This window comes from Streptomyces sp. NPDC016309, from assembly GCF_043077235.1.
Lineage (GTDB): Bacteria > Actinomycetota > Actinomycetes > Streptomycetales > Streptomycetaceae > Streptomyces.
Genome location: NZ_JBIBSG010000018.1, coordinates 35,186 through 52,154, shown reverse-complemented (window position 1 = coordinate 52,154; position 16,969 = coordinate 35,186). Strand labels below are relative to the sequence as shown.

21 protein-coding genes and 3 pseudogenes are annotated in these 16,969 nt (G+C 68.9%); 7 read left to right on the top strand and 17 right to left on the bottom strand.

The window, feature by feature from the left end:
• Positions 1–284: 284 nt before the first annotated feature.
• The gene (locus tag ACF068_RS30700) at positions 285–569 is read right to left on the bottom strand and encodes a hypothetical protein (RefSeq protein ID WP_392277574.1); all 285 of its coding nucleotides are present in this window, start codon (positions 567–569) and stop codon (positions 285–287) included.
• A complete protein-coding gene (locus ACF068_RS30695; protein ID WP_392277573.1) occupies positions 569–805 on the bottom strand; it encodes a hypothetical protein in 237 nt (78 codons plus the stop codon). The genes ACF068_RS30700 and ACF068_RS30695 overlap by 1 nt, the downstream gene beginning before the upstream one ends.
• Here ACF068_RS30695 and ACF068_RS30690 point away from each other — a divergent pair.
• Positions 695–1,249 carry a tetratricopeptide repeat protein gene (locus tag ACF068_RS30690; protein WP_392277617.1) on the top strand — a complete coding sequence of 185 codons (555 nt, stop codon included), beginning with the start codon at positions 695–697 and terminating at the stop codon, positions 1,247–1,249. The genes ACF068_RS30695 and ACF068_RS30690 overlap by 111 nt on opposite strands.
• A gap of 151 nt (positions 1,250–1,400) precedes the next feature.
• On the opposite strand, the gene ACF068_RS30685 is transcribed toward ACF068_RS30690, so the two are convergent.
• Complete coding sequence (locus tag ACF068_RS30685; RefSeq protein ID WP_392277572.1) at positions 1,401–2,180, bottom strand: hypothetical protein; 780 nt, start codon at positions 2,178–2,180, stop codon at positions 1,401–1,403.
• A 227-nt stretch (positions 2,181–2,407) separates the two neighbouring features.
• Complete coding sequence (locus tag ACF068_RS30680; RefSeq protein ID WP_392277571.1) at positions 2,408–2,848, bottom strand: ALF repeat-containing protein; 441 nt, start codon at positions 2,846–2,848, stop codon at positions 2,408–2,410.
• A 247-nt stretch (positions 2,849–3,095) separates the two neighbouring features.
• On the opposite strand from ACF068_RS30680, the pseudogene ACF068_RS30675 reads away from it, so the two are divergent.
• A pseudogene (locus ACF068_RS30675) lies at positions 3,096–3,296 on the top strand (alpha/beta fold hydrolase); the annotation flags it as partial.
• A 134-nt stretch (positions 3,297–3,430) separates the two neighbouring features.
• Here ACF068_RS30675 and ACF068_RS30670 read toward each other — a convergent pair.
• The 3 genes from ACF068_RS30670 to ACF068_RS30660 form a co-directional block, all read right to left on the bottom strand.
• A complete protein-coding gene (locus ACF068_RS30670) occupies positions 3,431–3,691 on the bottom strand; it encodes a hypothetical protein (RefSeq protein ID WP_392277570.1) in 261 nt (86 codons plus the stop codon).
• A gap of 373 nt (positions 3,692–4,064) precedes the next feature.
• Positions 4,065–4,496: a hypothetical protein gene (locus ACF068_RS30665; protein ID WP_392277569.1), complete on the bottom strand. Its 432-nt coding sequence runs from the start codon at positions 4,494–4,496 to the stop codon at positions 4,065–4,067.
• Positions 4,497–4,857: 361 nt separating this feature from the next.
• Positions 4,858–5,385: a hypothetical protein gene (locus ACF068_RS30660; protein WP_392277568.1), complete on the bottom strand. Its 528-nt coding sequence runs from the start codon at positions 5,383–5,385 to the stop codon at positions 4,858–4,860.
• 60 nt (positions 5,386–5,445) lie between these two features.
• Between ACF068_RS30660 and ACF068_RS30655 the strand changes: the two genes are divergently transcribed.
• The gene (locus tag ACF068_RS30655) at positions 5,446–5,805 is read left to right on the top strand and encodes a hypothetical protein (RefSeq protein ID WP_392277567.1); all 360 of its coding nucleotides are present in this window, start codon (positions 5,446–5,448) and stop codon (positions 5,803–5,805) included.
• A 72-nt stretch (positions 5,806–5,877) separates the two neighbouring features.
• On the opposite strand, the gene ACF068_RS30650 is transcribed toward ACF068_RS30655, so the two are convergent.
• The 3 genes from ACF068_RS30650 to ACF068_RS30640 all read right to left on the bottom strand — a co-directional run bounded on the left by ACF068_RS30650 (position 5,878) and on the right by ACF068_RS30640 (position 8,466).
• On the bottom strand, positions 5,878–6,300 hold the full coding sequence (locus tag ACF068_RS30650) for a DUF6193 family natural product biosynthesis protein (protein ID WP_392277566.1): 423 nt from the start codon (positions 6,298–6,300) through the stop codon (positions 5,878–5,880).
• 158 nt (positions 6,301–6,458) lie between these two features.
• Positions 6,459–6,956, bottom strand: coding sequence for a hypothetical protein (locus ACF068_RS30645; protein WP_392277565.1), 498 nt, complete (start codon positions 6,954–6,956; stop codon positions 6,459–6,461).
• Positions 6,957–7,800: 844 nt separating this feature from the next.
• On the bottom strand, positions 7,801–8,466 hold the full coding sequence (locus tag ACF068_RS30640) for a TetR/AcrR family transcriptional regulator (RefSeq protein WP_392277564.1): 666 nt from the start codon (positions 8,464–8,466) through the stop codon (positions 7,801–7,803).
• A 63-nt stretch (positions 8,467–8,529) separates the two neighbouring features.
• Between ACF068_RS30640 and ACF068_RS30635 the strand changes: the two genes are divergently transcribed.
• The 3 genes from ACF068_RS30635 to ACF068_RS30625 all read left to right on the top strand — a co-directional run bounded on the left by ACF068_RS30635 (position 8,530) and on the right by ACF068_RS30625 (position 9,628).
• Positions 8,530–9,033, top strand: a complete 504-nt coding sequence (locus tag ACF068_RS30635) for a hypothetical protein (RefSeq protein ID WP_392277563.1) — start codon at positions 8,530–8,532, stop codon at positions 9,031–9,033.
• Positions 9,020–9,169, top strand: a complete 150-nt coding sequence (locus ACF068_RS30630; protein WP_392277562.1) for a hypothetical protein — start codon at positions 9,020–9,022, stop codon at positions 9,167–9,169. The genes ACF068_RS30635 and ACF068_RS30630 overlap by 14 nt, the downstream gene beginning before the upstream one ends.
• Positions 9,170–9,448: 279 nt before the next feature.
• Positions 9,449–9,628 carry a hypothetical protein gene (locus tag ACF068_RS30625; protein ID WP_392277561.1) on the top strand — a complete coding sequence of 60 codons (180 nt, stop codon included), beginning with the start codon at positions 9,449–9,451 and terminating at the stop codon, positions 9,626–9,628.
• A 93-nt stretch (positions 9,629–9,721) separates the two neighbouring features.
• On the opposite strand, the gene ACF068_RS30620 is transcribed toward ACF068_RS30625, so the two are convergent.
• The gene (locus ACF068_RS30620; protein ID WP_392277560.1) at positions 9,722–10,036 is read right to left on the bottom strand and encodes a hypothetical protein; all 315 of its coding nucleotides are present in this window, start codon (positions 10,034–10,036) and stop codon (positions 9,722–9,724) included.
• 201 nt (positions 10,037–10,237) lie between these two features.
• A complete protein-coding gene (locus ACF068_RS30615) occupies positions 10,238–10,438 on the bottom strand; it encodes a hypothetical protein (RefSeq protein ID WP_392277618.1) in 201 nt (66 codons plus the stop codon).
• On the opposite strand from ACF068_RS30615, the gene ACF068_RS30610 reads away from it, so the two are divergent.
• Positions 10,348–10,983, top strand: a complete 636-nt coding sequence (locus ACF068_RS30610; RefSeq protein ID WP_392277559.1) for a GNAT family N-acetyltransferase — start codon at positions 10,348–10,350, stop codon at positions 10,981–10,983. The two genes, ACF068_RS30615 and ACF068_RS30610, sit on opposite strands and share 91 nt — an antisense overlap.
• A gap of 35 nt (positions 10,984–11,018) precedes the next feature.
• Here ACF068_RS30610 and ACF068_RS30605 read toward each other — a convergent pair.
• From ACF068_RS30605 to ACF068_RS30585, 5 genes and pseudogenes are all read right to left on the bottom strand, one after another.
• Positions 11,019–11,309, bottom strand: a pseudogene (locus ACF068_RS30605) (transposase); the annotation flags it as partial.
• 380 nt (positions 11,310–11,689) lie between these two features.
• On the bottom strand, positions 11,690–12,589 hold the full coding sequence (gene bla / locus ACF068_RS30600) for a class A beta-lactamase (RefSeq protein WP_392277558.1): 900 nt from the start codon (positions 12,587–12,589) through the stop codon (positions 11,690–11,692).
• A 253-nt stretch (positions 12,590–12,842) separates the two neighbouring features.
• Positions 12,843–13,781 (bottom strand): MerR family transcriptional regulator, encoded by a 939-nt coding sequence (locus ACF068_RS30595; RefSeq protein WP_392277557.1) that lies wholly within the window; start codon positions 13,779–13,781, stop codon positions 12,843–12,845.
• A 398-nt stretch (positions 13,782–14,179) separates the two neighbouring features.
• Positions 14,180–14,911 carry a DUF2625 domain-containing protein gene (locus tag ACF068_RS30590; RefSeq protein WP_392277556.1) on the bottom strand — a complete coding sequence of 244 codons (732 nt, stop codon included), beginning with the start codon at positions 14,909–14,911 and terminating at the stop codon, positions 14,180–14,182.
• Positions 14,912–15,111: 200 nt separating this feature from the next.
• Positions 15,112–16,308, bottom strand: a pseudogene (locus ACF068_RS30585) (IS110 family transposase); the annotation flags it as partial.
• Positions 16,309–16,969: the final 661 nt, after the last annotated feature.

The window sequence follows — 16,969 nt, the reverse complement described above, 5'->3', positions numbered from 1 at the left end:
GCCGGTAACAGCCGTCGGCGGTCGCGACCTGGCGGGAACGCCTCTTGCACCCCATTGGTTGGTCCCGCAGGTGGTACCTACGTGCGGGTTGGGTTTCCTTCCCTCTGAGCAGAGCTTGGGGGCGGGAGCGGCGAGAGGCGGCGACCGAGGAGGGAGGGCATGGCGCCTGTCGTGAAGCCGTCGCCGTGGGGCAGGGCGCTTCAACGCCCCTCGAACGTCAGAGCGCCACAGACGGCCGCACAGCGCCGGGAACGATCATGTGCGCCGGTCGGGCGGGGTGGATCTCAGTGCAGGTGGCGGCGGGTGGTGCGTGCCCGCGCGAGCTTCGCTCTCAGGGGGAGGGATCTACAACTCGGTGCCGATCCGTCAGTGTCGTCGGTGTACTGGCGCAGCTGGGGGCCAGCGGTGTCGCCGGGGATCGGCTCGCCGACGTCGGGGTCGACGGAGACGACGACCAGGGCGCGGTCCAGGGCGTGGATCTCCGCCTCGCTGGTGATGTTCTCCAGTTGCTTGGCGGCGGCGTCGGAGAACGCGATCCGGGCGCGGCGCAAGCCGTGCTGCGGGGCCATCAGGCGACGGCCGGGCGCTGGCGGGCGAGGCGGGCGAGGTGCTGTTCGCGCAGCTCCTCCCACGGGGTGCACTCCTCGACCGAGGGCAGACCGTTCGCGGCGATGTCCTCCAGGACGCCGGCGAACTGGTCGGCGGCGGCCCGGGTGCGGGCGGCGTACGCGCGTACGGCGTCGGCGGCCGCAGCGTCCAGCTGCTGCCGGGCGGTGTCGGCGGCGAGGGCCGGCTGTTCGCTCATCGAGGGCTCCGTAGGGCGCGGAACGGGCGTGTCTTACCAAGGTATCGCCGAACCCTGGGGGCCCGGGACCACTCCGGCGGAACCCGCGGTCGAGGGCCCCGGGGCCCAGGTGGATCCCGGCACGCAGCGGTCGGGGTCGACCGGGGGAAACCCGCCGTCACGCTAGCCTGGGACCAGGTCCACCCGCGGCTGACCCACCGAGCCACCTGGCTAGACCACGAGGGCGAACTCCCGCTGATCACCACCCCGAACACCCTCACCGCCCGCGTCAACCTGGCCGTCTCCTACCGGCAGGCGGGTCGGACCGACAAGGCCATCACGATCCTGGAGAGAGTGGTGGCCGACCGTGAGCGCCTGCTCGGTGACAACCACCCGAACACCCTCACCGCCCCCTCCAACCTGGAGTATGCCCGTCGGTCCGTTGGAAAGGACGCTGCGGGCTGAGGCCCTGTGGCGGGACCGTTCCGCCTGCGACCAGCGATCCGCGACGAGCCCGTTTTCGCGACCCGACCGGAGCCGAAAACGGGCGGCAGATTTCGGGAGCCGCGCACACGCGGGAACCGTGCACGGGAACAGAGCGCAGGGGTGGGCCCGATCAGTTGGCCGACGTGTTCCGTGTCATCTTGGCTGCCTCGGTGATGGCGCGTTGTCTGAGATCGCCGAACAGTTGCATCGTGACGGCGGCCAGGACGTCGTCCCCGCCGACAGTCCGGCTGTCCCCGCGGCGGGTGGAGAGGGCGAGGAGGGTGTCGTTGAGCGGCGGCGGGGCCGGGGCTGGCTCGCCCGGCACCACCAGACTGACCGTCCCGAACCGCTTGACCCCGCCCTCGCGGACGACCTGGGCCGCGTCCCGGGCCAGGGCCGTCAGGAACACGCTCGCGATCCCGTCCAGGTCGCGGACCATCGCCGGGACCGCCCTCACCCCCCGGCTCTTCAGCAGCCTTCTCACCCCGGCCTCGAACCGGTGGGCGCCAGCCACACCACTCGGTGTACGCGCCCCGCGGCGCTCACGAAGAGACACGAGCGCACCATCGGCGTTGCGCACCTCGCCCATCAGGCCGTGGAAGGTCGGGCTGTGCAGGTACCACGCCGATCCCACCTCCACCTCGATGTTCCGGTCGATCGCCGAGATGAGGTCCTTGGGAATCAGCCTCTTCCTGACCTCCTCGGCCGCCGCGCTTCTCGCGCCGTCGATGATCTCCGTCAGCACGGTCCGCGTCACCGACGCGGCGGCCCACGCGGCCGACCGGGAGACGTGCAACGAGGTCACGTCCCTGAACACCGCTTTGACGAGCTGAGGCTTGAACGGCAGGTCGGTCCCGACGGAAGCGGTCTGCGGACCGCTGCGCTCGGCGCGTAGGGGTTGTGTGGTCATCGAATAATGTGCTTTCTGCTGTCGGAGGTGTCAGTGGCCCATGCCGCACCGGGCGGCGAGACCACAGGGCTCTGCGGAGGGTGCCGAGCCGACACAGGGCCTGCCGGGCGGGGACGCCGGCACATAGAGGTGCAGGCGGCCCCGCCCGGATTCTCGGCGTTGCGGCAACCGGGCCTGCGGCAGGGGGTGCCACCCGGGGGACCCGCTGTGCTGCGGCGCCGTGCCGGTCAGGCGACCTGGTACCTGCCGACTTCCAGGAAGTGGCGTAGTGCTTCGGGGGTGTTGTCGTCCAGGGCGGCGTTGGCTGCCGCGCGCAGGGCCGGGCTGATGGACGAATCGGCGAGAATGCGGGCGATGGCGACGCGGTCGTCCTCGGCCTGGGCGATGCGGTAGCCGGTCTCCAGCCAGGCGCGCATCGCCTCGGGGTCGTTGGCGTCCAGAAGGGTGTTGGCTTCTCGTGTCACACGCCGGCCGCTGTCCGGGTTGGCGAGGATCCGGACTATGGCCACTCTCAGGTCGTCGGCGTCCGGCTCGTCCGCGGACGAGGACACCGCAGGCACCGTCACCGCGGTCGGTGCCGCCGTGGCCGCGAAGGACGGGGTGACGAGCAGGAGGGCCGGGGCAAGGATGCCCGCGGCGATGCCGGGCGCTACGCGATGCAGTCGCAAGGGGAATGCTCCTCTTCGTTCGCGACGGAAATGAGTTAAGGACGCCTCAGGGCGTTCACTTCGGTGATGCTGCCACCTGGGTCTGACAGTGGCAGTCTCCCCGCTGCGGTCGCAGGGCACCGTCGCCGCGGACGTGGCCGGTGTTTCATGCCGACGCGCCTTCGAGACGGGCGGCCTTGAGCGCGGCTCGTGGCTCGTGGCTGTCGGGGCATGATCGGGGCGAGACGATTCCTGGGGGGCGGTCGTGATGTGGTCCGAGCGTGTGGTGGTGCGCGACGGGCCTCGGCTTGTCTGCCGGGACCGGGGCGGGCCGGGGGATCCGGTCGTGCTGCTGCACGGCTTGGTCGGTCATGCGGGTGAGCGGGAGGTGGTGGCCTCGCGGCTGATTGCCCGGTATCGAGTCGTCGCGGTCGATCAGCGCGGGCACAGCGCGAGCGAGCGTCATCCGTACGCGCGGACATCCACCTCAACCTGTTCCAACTCGCCTGCATCATGATCTGCCTGGAGATGACTCCAAACTTCATTTTGAAACGATCAGTAAGCGACTGCCGCGAAGTGCCCAGGGGTCTGGAGGCAGACTGGTTAATCCTTGGGAGCGTGGGGGCCGGAGTCGTCGGCCGCCGTCGGCAGCGCTGAGTGGCCTTCGGACCAGGCGTTCACCCAGCCGCACACGCCGCACGCGTATCGGCCGTTGAGGCCGGACACTGCGGCGCCGCACGCACGACAGTCGGTATGCGTGATCTCCAGCTCCCTGTCGCTGTTGCTGGCCCCGGCCTCGCCGGTGGGGGTGTCAAGGGGTTCCGGGGCCCAGGCTGCCGGCTTGCGCTGGCGTGGTTCGGTCATGCTGTGGAGGGTAGCGGCGGCCGGGCGTGTGCGGCAGGCGGCGTCGGCCTGGTGTCTTGGGACGGCGCCGCTGACGGGCCCGCACAGGGGACACGACCACGATCCGTCGGGGCCCTGCTGTGCCGAGCCCCCGCACTTCGGGCACTGCACGGTTGCCCACCCCCTTCTGCGCGATGCAGGCACCGGTGTGCCTGTCCGTCAGCATGCCTGCTAGGCGGGGCTGGTCAAGGGCAGCGGCCCGGGGTGGCTGGATGACGTCGGGGGGCGTGGGAGGCGGGCACGGCGATCGGGCCGGCACCGGGCCCGCGGGTGCACCCACCGTTCAACGACTGACGGCCCTGGAGGGATGCGCGCCGGCCGGGAGACCGCGTTGTCAGCGTGCGTGGCGTAGGGCGCCGGGGCGTAGTGGAGTGCCGAGGATGCTGAGGACGAGGCGTCGGTGGGCGTCGTGGAGCGTGCGTACGGCGGCGCGGCGAGCGCCGGGCGGGACTTGGTCGTCAAGGGGGCGGCCGGTTTTGGTGGGTACCCATAGGTAGCCGGGGTCCCCTTCGAGGGTGGAGGTGATGCCGGCGCGCTGGCGCAGCCACCGCCGCAAGGTGCGCACGGTGTCGGTGTCGAGGGGAAGGGGGCCGCTGTCGAGGAGGATGCGGGGCGGCCGGTGGTCGAGCTGGAGGTCGGCGAGGTCGAGAGTGGCGAGCTCGCTGACGGTGCGGCCGGTGGCGACGACGAGCGCGGCGAGGGCCGCAGTGCGGATCAATGCCTGCCGGCAGAAGGCATACCGGAACCGCCGCAGGCAGACGGTCACGCGCCGCGCCGTGGTGAGTATCGGGCGGTGCCGACAGCGGCACCGCCCCGTGGACAAACTTGGCGCTATGGGTAGCGGTCGGCGGGCTCGGCGGCATACGTGCCGTCGTACAGCGGCACGGCGTCGGCCCGAACCGTTCGTCGCGGCCGCCCACGCCCTGGGTGACGTGTCGGCGGGTGTTGCCTGCTGTTAGCCCCAACAAGGGGCAACCGCTCGGGTGGGCGCATCGCGGTTACAGTCGCGCGGGGGCCGGAGGCACGTGCATGGCTCCGGGCCCCTGCTGTCCGTGCGGACGGTACGGGTCAGGCGGTCTTCGCCAGCGGTGCGAGGAGGGCGAAGAAGGTCTTCCGCTCGTCGTCGCTCATCTTGCCGTCCATGGAGACGGCCGTGCGCAGTGTGCGAATGGTCTCCTCCGCCGGTGGGCCCCGTGAGTGATCTCGCCGATGTAGTGGTGGGCGAAGTCGGGGTGGCGGCGGATGAACCAGTCGAGCACCCCCGCTTCTGGCCGCGAGACGTACAGCATCCAGACCTTCTCCTTCCCCGGCCCGGCCTGCACGTGTGCCGCGTTGTCGCGATCCATATCGACCGCGTCGGCGAAGCTGTGGAGCACCGCGTCCATGACAGTGGGGCCCAGGAGGTGGGTGGGCAGGAAGCGGTCCAGGCTGGCGGCGACGGTCCAGGCCAGGGTGTCGGAGACCTCCCGGACGGAGTTCTCGTTGCGGGCGCGCAGGATCCATCGCTTCCGTACGTCCGGCCGGTCCCACAGGGTCTTGTGGAAGTCGGCGGCGGACCGGTCGCGGACCTCGGCAGCCCCCTTGGAGAGCTGGTTGCGGTCGCCGACGGACATGGTGGCCCGGACGCCCTCGTAGGAGCGCTGGCATGCCTCCACCCAGTCGACGCCTACCTCTACCCGGCCTACGGAAGGGTCCAGGGGGTGCCTTCCGTTCTCGTGAACGCCACCAGCCAAGCCCACCGCGCTCTCGTCCTCGCCGTCACCGGCCTCGGCCCCGCGGACGAGGTCCACCTCGCCGAGCAACTCCTTATCGGCCTCGATCTGCGCGCCACTAGCTTCACAGTGAGGATCGCCGCGCTCGTATTCGGCACGGGCACGCTGCCCGCGCTCGAAGTCGCCCGTGCGCTGCGTGCCGAGACTCGAGACGCGGGTATCACCGCGGCCGAAGCCATCCTCGAGCTCGCCCTCGCCGTCCGCCCCGCCCGATCAGGTCAGCCGGCCAGGTTCGGCGCGCGGACGGGCGGTTGTTTTGTGGGTCGGTGTCCTGTGACAGTGAAGTTTGACCGTTATCAGTGAAGTTTGATTCCCCATGCGGTTGCCTGATGGGTGACACGCTGCCGGGCCTCTGGCCTCGACGGTTGGACTAGATCAGTTCGCGGAGTGGCCGATGTTTTGGGACCCATCGGCCGTGGACGAGGCCCTGGCTTCGTGGGCTGCGAGTTCTGCTGGAGTCCCGACGAAAGCAGGTCCGGCGTTCAGAGGGAGGCGCTCGATCACCATCGCGACGGCCTCCTGTGGGGTCGCGGCCGGCCCGACGGTCTCGCTGCGCAAAGGGCCGGAGACCCAGTAGCTGCCTCCTGCCGCGGGCTGGATGTAGGGAATGTCCCATGTCCAGCGCTGCTCTGTGCAGCGGCTGAAGTGCAGCTCTCCCATTCCGGTCCACGGGAACAGCTGGCGCAGACGGGGTTCGGCGTAGGCAGCTTCGAGCAACTCGGGACGGACCCGCCCGTCGTCGCGGACCTTCTGCCAACCTGCTTCGACCAGCTGCGGGCCCGATGGTGTCGTGTCCATGGAGGCCATCATCCCTGCCGCCGCTCGCTCTTCCACTGCCGGTAGGCCTTCTGGTGACAGAAGGAACCCAGGTGGCGCCGCTGTCCGGGATGGACCCGCATTTTCTTCCCGCAGTGCTTGCAGGGGGTCTTGGGCCAGTTAGCGCGGGGGTTTCGTGATCAGGTCTGGTTCGCGATCCGGCGGCCGAGTTGTTCGAGGAACTCCTGCAAGCTGGACGCGGCGACCTCGAAGTCGTCAGGCCAGGAAGCCGTGGTGGACTTCCAGACTTGTCCGCTGTCTCCTATCGCGAACAGATGACCCCCGCCGTCGCTGGCGAAGACCATCGCGATCGGTTCCCCCTCAATCAGTGCGGGGCCGTACTCGCGGAAGTGTTCCGCCGCCGTCTCAGGTGAGTGGATGAAGTACCCGCTGTCGACGTCGGGCAGGAAAGCCTCGCTGATCACCCAGTAGAGCGTGGTCAGGTCTGAGGGGATCGGCGTCAGGTCCACGAGCGCGTCCGTCGCCTGGTGGCTGTCGTCGGTTGCGAGCATCACGGCGTTGTGGCCGGGCGGGAAGCCGTGCGTCGGAAGGAAAGACTGCATCAGCTTCGTCAGCGCCGCGTCAGCCGGCTTCCACCAGGACCGGAGCCACTCCGCGGCAAGCCGCTCATCAGGCATGTTTCCCCCCTCGAATACGCGTGGGACCCGCCGACGCGAGCCCGGAAGAACATATCGGCCCGCACCAGCTCCGCTATGTACCCCTCGACCGGGCATGTCCAGCATCAAGCCCGGCTGCACGTCCTCCGCGACCGCGCGCCAGCCGTCCCCGCCTAGCGGACGGGCGCGCGGTTGGACCGGGGGCGAGGCGACGTCGTTGAGGTGCAGACGATGCGTTGCGATGTTCATTTTCGCTTGGTCGCAACGTAGAAGACGACAGCGATCGCTACCAGAAAAGCGGGAATGACTATCCAGACATCGCCCAAAGATGCCCCGGTCAAGACCGCCAGAACCATCTCTTAATTCCTCCGTTTATTGCCAGCAGTGCCGGGATCTGCAAGGCGCCGAGCTCGGGAGGAATAAGTCAACCTCCGACCTCAGTCCCCGTACGGCGGAGGACAAAGAGCCCGGGAGCTGCAAATACGATGCTTGCCGTACTCGTGGGAAATCGCTTATCGCGGCTCATTCGATCACCCTTCTGGCCGGGGGGATTCCTTCTTGGTAGAGCGCCCCAATGGCGGTCTGCTGAAGCTCAGCTTCGGTCAAGATTGCTGGCAATCGCACGGCTGACGGTCAGTCAAGCAGAAGGGCTGCGGCTCCGCCAGACCCGACGGAGCCGCAGTGCCATTTATCAATCACGCTTGACTACGTGCTGACCGGCGGCGGCGCTGAGCTCAGTCGACTTCGGCTCGTCCGTGTCAGTTGGCCGAATCCTCGTCGGTTGGCGGTGACTCGACACCACAGCATCGCCAAAGGGTGGTCATCGGTGGCGGGCGCGTTCCCACCGGTTTGTGGCGCCCGTGCCTCAGCTGTGGCGTGGCGGAGTCGCCGATCCGGCAGGTGTGGCGGCGCGGATCAGCTGGCGAAGCGCGCCGTAGTAGACCTCGTGGTCGGTCACAGCGGGCACGATCGCGGCCATGTGGCAGGTCAGGGCAGGGAACTGTTCAGGGTCGAGGGCAGCCAGCGCGCGTCTGGTGGCCCCCTGGGCGGCCTTGGGGTCGCGATGGTCGACGAAGCTGGCACTGCCCAGGGTGAGCAGGTACAGCCGCCGATAAGTGACGATCGCCTGCTCTGGGGTCATGCCGGCGGCGAGGGAATCAGCGAGCTGCGGTTCCACCAGACGCTTGAGCAACTGCGGGCCGAGCCAGGGTCGGGCACCGCGTAGGGCGATCAGTCCTGGGTGGGCGGTCAGCAGTTCGTACAGCGCGGTGAACCGCTGCTCTGTAGCGCTCGGCCAGTCGGTGGCGGGCGGGATGTCGGGCAGGTGGGTGGCGAGGTGATCGGTGACGAGGTCCAGCAGTCCGGCAAGGTCGGTGCATCGGCGTTGGAGCGAGGCGACGGAGATGCCCAGGGCGGAGGCCAGGGTCCGGAAGCTGAGAGCCGTAGGTCCCTCTTGATCCACGATCAACAGGGCTTGCTCGGCGATGCGTTCGGGCGTCGCAAGGTCCAGGGAAGCGGATTGCCTAGGCATGCGAGTCAGCGTACGGTACGCCGTACCGTCACGGTAGGCTCCTGCATCCTTAACGGAGGCACCATGCCCCGCACCACGGCACTCGACCCCCTGTTCACCGCAGCAGACTCCAACTCCTTCACCGACCGGCACCTGGCAAACCTCGCAGCCGACACCCTCGCCGCCGTCCGCGTGCCCAACTTCCTCGACACCCCCACCTGCCGAACCGCGCTCGCAGCACTCGACAGGCTCCCCACCGCCGACTACGACCCCACCCGCGTCCCCACACCGATCATCCGATTCGGCCCAGCCCTCAACACCTACCGCAACCAAAACGGCCAGCACAGTCAACTAGACACCGACCGATACTGGCCCGACGCCGAGGCCGCCCGCGCCACCTGGCAGCGCGCCGGGATGCGGCCCGACCCCATCGCCGTCTCCATGGCCCGTCTCGGCACCGCATGGGGCGCCGCCGTCACCCCGGCCACCATCGGCGGCAGGGCTGTCTTTGGCGGCCCTCACGCAGTGGGTCGAGCGGGAAGGCGCGGGCCGGCCCGTACCAAGGAAGGCAGTGGTGATCTTGCCTGACGGGACCGAGACCAAGCTCGGCATCTGGTACAGCAACAAGCTCGGCATCTGGTACAGCAACACCAAGCAGAGACGCGACAAACTCGACGCCGACCAGCTCGACGCACTTCGGCACCTCGGCGTGAAGTGGGTGTGAGGCGTACCAAACGCGTACAAAGGACGTGCCTACCGCGTAACCGTACCCACTCCCCTGGTCCGAGCGTCGAAGTCCAGCACGAGGCCGCTGCCGCCATGCTTGCACAGCCCCCGACAGGCGGCGCGGCCGGCCACCGGCACAACCCCACCACCGCCTTTTGCGCCGTCCTGCGGCACTGCCAGAACGCGGGAGCGGACTGCTCCCGGTTCCCGCCCGGGCGCTGTCTCGGATGCGGGTCCGGGCCTTCGCCCGGAACCGGCGTCGTGAAATCATCAAGCGATGACCGAACCGACCAGCGACGACGGCCGTACCTTCCAGCGCGAGAATGCCGTGGTCATCGTGCGGGTGCCGGCGTCCTCCAACCGTCATCCGGTGGGCACGGGCGGCGGTCAGGTCGTGGGTGCGGCCCGGCAAGGCGGGCGCTCACCGTTTTGCACGCCATCTCCTTCAGGTCCGTAGCAGAGGACGCCCATAACTCCGGTATGGCTCCGGGCCGTACGGACCTTTCGCGGATGTTCATCTACCGGTGCTGGTGCCTCCGCCGCGACTCGCCTACTTGCTGATGCGCCAGCCGTACGGCCCCGCAGACGGCGGAGCCTGACGGCCGTCGGGCGTGGGCGCGGTCGGCAGCGGAGCGTGAACGATGGCGCCCTTGTTCGCCTCGGGGATCAGCCCGTACACGAGGATGCACGACGCGTCGATACGACCAGGGCTGTCCGGATCGGACGGCATCCAGGTGGCCCACTCCCGCTCCACGTCGGTGAACACCCCCCGCAACCTGACCCGGTCCTGCACCATCTGCTGCGCCACCGGCTCCGCGCGGAGCAGCTTGCCCTGCTTGGCCCGCACCGGGGCGATCTGCGGCATGAGGACATCGGCCGGGGCGCGAGCCGGTCCCTTTCACCGCGCTACGGGCATGCCCTGCACGGATAACAGCACCATCTGGGCCCGCCGGCAGGTCACCACCGAACCGGCGCACCTCGCGGTCCGGCCCCAGTGACAGGACCGCTAGACCGACCGATTCCAGCGATACCGTCGCTGTCACCCAGCCGTCGGCGTCCGGCGGACCTACCGAGGCTTCGACGGTGCGGACCAGTGCCGCGTCCAGGCGGTCCGGCAGTGCGGCGAGCAGTGCCGGAGCGATCCGGAGGGAGGTCTAAGGCCGCAGCCGGTGGGCGGTGAGTAGTCCTGCCAGTGGGCAGTCAGGTCGAAGCCGTCGTGGCACTCGAAGCCGTCCTCCCCGATGTCCAGGCGGAGGATCGACGACATCCGATAGGTCCGGCACCGCGCCGTGTACCGCTGCTCTTCGCCCCTGGCGCTTGGAGGACGTTGCCGCATTGGTCGATGTGAGCCGGGATCCCGCACTGCGCCAGTGGGCGAGCTCTGTGGTGAACAACGATGCCGACGGGGCGCGGTGGGTGCTGGCTCAGCAGCAGGGCTGGGCAGCGGGGGACCGGTTCGGCTTCGCCGTCCTTGAGGAACAACCCGGTTCAGTTCGCGAACAGTCGGTGGGCAACGTGGTCCTCAAGGAAGTCGCCTCCGGCAAACCGGCGGCTGAGGTGGGCTACTGGACCGCGGCTTTCGCTCGCGGGCGGGGAGTGGCCTCCCGCGCTCTGGAGGCACTCACGAGCTGGGCCTTCGACACCTTCGGATCCGACGGGCTGGAGCGTCTCGAACTCCTGCACCAGGTGGACAACCTGGCATCGTGCCGGGTTGCGCAGAAGAGCCGCTACGAGTTCGACACCATCCTGCCCGCGGCACCGCCCTCCTTTCCCCGCGATGGCCACCTGCGCATACGGCGCACGGGTGCCTGAGACCCTCCCGGCCTCTGCGGATCGGCTGGGGCCGCTCACGCCGAGAGGGTCTCGGGGCGTTCGACGAGGTGGCCGCGTTCGCAGCGCGCCCCGGCACGGACCAAAGCGACGAGGTGGGGTGCGTTCACAGTTCGCCAGCGGGCCTGGGCTGACTCGACCAGCTTGAAAACCATCGCCAGCCCGGCGGCCCGGCTGCCGGCACCCTTCGTCACCTTGGTCCGCAGCCGCACGGTGGCGAACGTCGACTCGATGGGATTCGTGGTCCGCAGGTGGATCCAGTGCTCGGCGGGGAAGTCGTAGAACGCCAGCAGCTCGTCCTCATCGTCCACGGGTAGAGCGCCGGCACATGGTCCCAGGGCGTACTGCTGCATGCTGTCCGGGGCCACGGCGCGACGATGTCGTCTGTGGCTCCGATGTCTGTCGTCTTCGCGCGCACGCAGTTGAGACCGGCCGCGGGCCCGGCCCTGACTATCGCGCCAAGGCCGGGATGAATGCGGACTGTTCCTCCTGGCGGTGTCCCGGAGCACGGTTGCGACGAGGGCGGCGGTCATCGCACGCAATGGCGAGGACGGTGCATTCCTCTTCCGGGGCATCCGGCAGGGCAAAGCGCCTGCCGGATGCCCCTCATTGCCGTCTCAGGCCGCCTGGAACGAAAACCGAGCCGGCAGGCTGCCGCGCGTCGTGCGTAGATGCGTGGGAAGTGGTGCTAGCGCAGGGCGCCGGCCAAGAGGAGCGCGGTGTCCGCGATCAGCTTGTTCTCCGTCGCGGCGCCCTGGTCGAACTTGCGGGACATGATGGAGAGGACCAGCGGGGCACCGTCCTCCGTCCAGGCGATACCCACGTTGTTGTTGGTGCCGTAGGAACCACCACCGGTCTTGTCCGCCACGGCCCATGAGGACGGCAGCCCCGCGCGCAGGCGGGTGTTGCTCGTCTGATTGTGCAGCAGCCAGTGCGTGAGCAGCGCGCGGCCGGGCCGGCCGAGCGCGTCGCTGAGGACGAGCCGGGCGTAGGTGCGGCCGATCGCGCACGGGCTGGTGGTGTCCGTGATCCGCCACGGCTCCCCCGAGTTCAGCTCCGTCTCCCACCGGTCCAGCCGGGTCACCGGGTCACCGAGGGAACGGGCGAAACGGGTAATCGCTGTGGGGCCGCCCAGTTCGCGCAGGAGCAGATTGCCCGCGGTGTTGTCACTGTGGCGGATCGCGGCGTCGCAGAGTTCGCTGATCGTCATGCCCGTGGCCAGGTGATCTTTTGTCACGTCTGAGTTGTCGACCAGGTCGGCCGCGGTGTAGTGGATCCGGCGGCCCAGCACCTCGCCGTCGCGGTCCAGGTCGCGCAGCACCGCCGCGGCGGCGAGCGTCTTGAACAGCGAACAGATCGGAAACAGCGTGTCGGCACGGTGCCGGATCGTTTCCCCAGTGCGAACATTGTGGGCATAGACCCCCAGTTGGGCCCCGTACTGCTCCTCCAGCGCACCAAGACTGCCGGTGACACCGTTCGACGCGCGGGCGGGCGCGGTCGTGAGCAGGGTCGTGGCGGTGGCCGTACCGGCCACAAGCAGCATGCGCCGGCTCATCGCAGAGGCAAGAGGGCCGTGCGTGCGTAACATGTGCACTCCTTCATCAACGTGCGTCAGCAGTTCCGTCAGTAATCGACGCAGCGCCTTGCGCCTTGGTTGCGCGAACTCGACCCCTACGGCCGGTCCTCAAGGCGGGCGTCTGGTACCTCGTCGGCGAGAGCGGGAGAGACCGGCGCCGCGGCCACCTGAAGTACGACCGGGGCACTCATCAACCGATCATATGTGGCGGCGTTTTCACCCGACCCCAGGCGCGGCGGCCCCATGCCGCCTTGCGACCGCCCCGTTATTGCTGTGTCCGGACGCGCAGAGCCTGGACGGACCAATCGAACACCGGAGCCAGACTCTCCGGGGCCGGCCAGCCGTTGACCACTGCGAGCAACTGGAGGTATCGCTCCCTGCGTGGGTCGTTCACGCTCTCCAGCCGAGTCGCCAGCCGGCGGCGAAGCTCGACGTCGTCGGGGCGGCCGAGGAGGTGCGCGTAGTGCGCCGTGAACGCCGCGACGATCGGATCGGCCTGGGGCGAGGCCGGGTCGATGCCGGCGGTCAGAGCAGGGCCGGCCTCGTCACGGACGGCTGCGGCGATGTCGCGGCGCGGGCCCCTCATGTCGCTTCGGGTCTGCTCGGCTGCCTGGTCCTCGGCCATCCGCCGCACGACGGCGCGGAAATCCGGATCCAGGGACAGTTCGGCCAACTCCACCCAGGCCTGGACCTGCTCTGCCTCCGGGTTGTCGGGCAACTCGGGGGTCATCGAGCGCATGACCCCCGCGAATGCGGGGGCGGCGTCAAGACCGCCGAAGACGGCGTCGAGGAAATCGCCGATCACACGTCGGCGTTCGTCCTCGGAAAGCTGGGCCAGCCGGTGCATGAGTTCCATCTCCTCAGGTGTGGACCCGCGCTCGGCCACCGCCGTCAGCACCGCTCGCCGCAGGCGCAGGACGCGGATCTGCACTGCCAGTGCTTCGGCGTGCGCCGCGGCGACCTCGGGAAGCGAGAGCTCGCGGTCCACGACCTTGCGGATCGTGGGAAGGTCCAGTCCCAGCTCGCGCAGGGTCCGCACGAGGTCCAGGCGTGCGACGGCGTCGATGTTGTAGAGGCGGTAGCCGGCCGGGCTGCGGTCCGTCGGCGCCACGATTCCGCGATCGGAGTAGAACCGAATGGTCTTGACCGTGAGACCGGTCCGTCGAGCGAGTTCGCCGATCGAGTAGAGCGTGTCGCCGTCCATGCCCCCACCCTTGTGTCTCCCCCTACTGGAGACTCAAGTCTCTTCGCCTGCCAGCAGGCAACCACTCCTCATCCTCGACACACAACAGCACTCAGCTGCCACAAGCAGTCACCAGATAGCCCTGCGGCCGGGGCAGCGAGGGTCCCGGAAGGATGCGGGACGGTGCTGCAAGGCACTCGCGCAACAACGGGTCGTCCCTTGGCGCCCGGCCCTTCGCACCGCCGCCCGCCACCAGAATCGAAGCGGGCCTCTTCCCTCGGCTATCGCGAGGAAAGACACCTCATGCAGTTAAGCCGTCAAGCCGTGGGTGTTCGCCGCCCCATCACGCCCGCAGAACCTCGACCCAGTCCCCCGGCTCCGGACCTTCGCTGACAGACCAGGACCGACAGCGAAGCCAGTCACACGTCGCCCAGGAACCCAGGATCGGATGGCCCCATCTGTCGGGCGAAGTCCGCTGCGACTCCGAGCACCTCGCGCATCGGCACAGGCCGCCGACTCATGGCCGCGAGATCGGCGTGAGCTTCCTCGGACCACAGGAACGGATACACGGAAAGACCCTGCCGGAGAGCCAGGGCCGCGGTCTCCTCACGCCAGCCGGGCCAGCGCATTCCGTCATAGAACGTCTCCAGCCTGCCCGAGAGCAGCCAGGAGACCCACCCCGAGTGGCCCATCTCCATCGCCTCCCACTCCAGAGTGTCGGGAGCGAAGTACGTCATCTGGCCAGGTGCCCCAGGGCGGCCCGCTGCCGCGGGATCGCCACCGTTCAACGCGAAGACCCCTCCGACAATGTCGTGGCCGACCACAAGACCTGTCGCGGGATGCCAGCCAGGGTCGAAGTCCGTGGGGAAGCGGTTGACCTGCGCCAGACTCGGGAGTCGCCCGTCCGCGACCGAACCCGAACCCCCGCCGAACACTCGCACCCACCCGTCATCCACGAGCAATCCGCCGGTGTTCAACGCCAGTGCACCCAGCACCGATCGCGCGCTGACCTGCATCTGCAAAAGGCATCGGCGGCCCTCGTTGAGGTCTCCGGACAGCACTTGAACCGGCACGGAGCTCGCCTTGAGCATCCCCTGAATCTCTGGCCACGCCGGGGCGTCCACATTGATCAGCTCGTCGATCCCTCGCATCCGACGATGGTCGCACCTTTCGGTATCGCCTGATCATGTGGGCTGGGCCGCGCTCACTCGGAGAGCGGGGCGATCGATCGGGCAGTGATTGTCTCCACTTCGGGTCTCATGGCCGAATGACCGTCGCTCCTGTCGCCCCCTGGACAAGCCGTCCCGTTCCGTTCAGTAGCGGCTGTTCCTGCTGGTAGCGGCTCTGCGGGGAAGGCGATCGATTCATCGAACGGAATGCGCGCCAGGAGGCAGTGGTGAAGCTGGCCGAGTATCCGGTTGAACAGGTGCCGCAGGGCCTGCATGTGCCAGTCTCCTCCTGCCCGGGGGCGCCGGTAGTGGGCGTCCGCTCCAGTGGAACCGCTGAGGGAGGCGAAGGCCCACAGGTGGCCGACGTGGTTGAGCCGGTTGTTCTTGACGAACCGGCGCCCGACGTAGCGTCGTTTGCCGGAGGCCCGCGTGATCGGGGCGGAGCCGGCTTAGCCTTCAGCCCTCCAGCCGTGGCGAACCGGCTCCTGTCGTCGCTGACCTCTCCCAGGATGCGGGCGCCGACCTGGGGGCCGATCCCGGGGAAACTCAGCATGATCGCCGCGTCCGGGTGGGAACGGAACGCCTCCTCAGTGGCCCGCGCCAGGTCATCGACCGCCTGGCAAGCAGCGTCCAGCTGCAGCAGCAAGGCCAGTACCTGCTTGCCCATGGCGTCATCGACGAGGGGCAGCTGCCGAGGGACTTCCTCGCGGAAGAGCTGCTGGATTCGTTCGGCGTCCGTTTCGATGCCCCGGCGGCGGCCGGCTCGCCGGAGCATGGCGGTCAGCTTCCACATCGGCAGCTTGGCCGCCAGAGCAGGTGTGGGCGCGGCGGCGAGGATACGGCGGGCATCAGGGCGTGTCAGGGTTCTCGGCTTCTCCCTGAACGCCTCGATCATCGCCGGGAAGTACTCCCGGAGCAGGGACCGCAGCTGGTCGGCGACCTGCTGTCCAGACCGCGTCCTGCTGTGCGCGGGCGCGGACGGCGACGGCTTGGGCCAGGTCGATGTCGGCGGGCAGCGGGCGGTGCACCGGCGCGTCGGTGCGGATGATGTTCGCGAGGACCAGGGCGTCGCCCGGGTCCGACTTCTTGCGGCTGACTCCGTGCCGGTCGCGGTAGCGGGAGGCAGCCATCGGGTTGACCGCGTAGATCGTCCGGGGGCCCTGCCGCAACGTGGCGACCAGCAGGCCGCGACTGGTCTCGATGGCCACCGGGATCGGCGTCTCCGCAGTGTCGCCGTGCTCGGCCAGAAGATCCAGCAGCAGCCGGTAGCCATCCAAGTCATCGTTGATCCGGCACTTGACCAGCAGCTTGCCGGTGTCATCGACGAGCGCGACGTCGTGGTGTCCCTCCGCCCAGTCGATCCCGCAGAACACGTCCATGGATCCCGCCCCTTCTCCGGTGCCGTTCTCGAAGACGAGCACGCGGGACCGCACGGCGCACTAATTTCCAGGGCTTTAAGGCCCGCCACCTCATCAGCCGTGCGCGGCGCCGCCAGACCGCACGGGCGCACGCCGTGTCCAGAGCTCGAAGCTCGTGAGGAGAAACGCCTCACCGTGCGGCAGCTCATCCAACGAGGATCCCGAACCCGACGGGCCCGCGGGGGCAGAACGTGCGAGGACCGGCCGGCACCCAGCGCCACCAGTCTTTACGAAGACCTCGCACGGTCGGAGGTGTCGTAGGGGTCACCACGGCACCGACCGGACCCCACACGTCCTGCCCCGGGCTGGACAACGCCGCCCCGGGCCATCAGAGAGCCAGGACCTCTGATACTAACGAATTAGAGGTGTCGTTTTCCGAAAGGGGCTTGCCCACGGCCACTGACATGCGCTGCTCCTGGAGGGTGAGGGTGGCGCCTCTGAAGCCGCGCTGCCTCGAGGAAGGCGGCGGGGTTGTGCAGAACGGCTCCGGTGCGGTGCGTGGGCGAAGAACTGGTGCAAGCCCGCGGTCCAGGAGGCTCTGCGGGCCGCGTTTTGGGCGAGGAACGCCTCCAGGTCGCCGGTGGTCAGGGACGCCCAGGTCCCGTGGCCTTGGCCTGTGGCG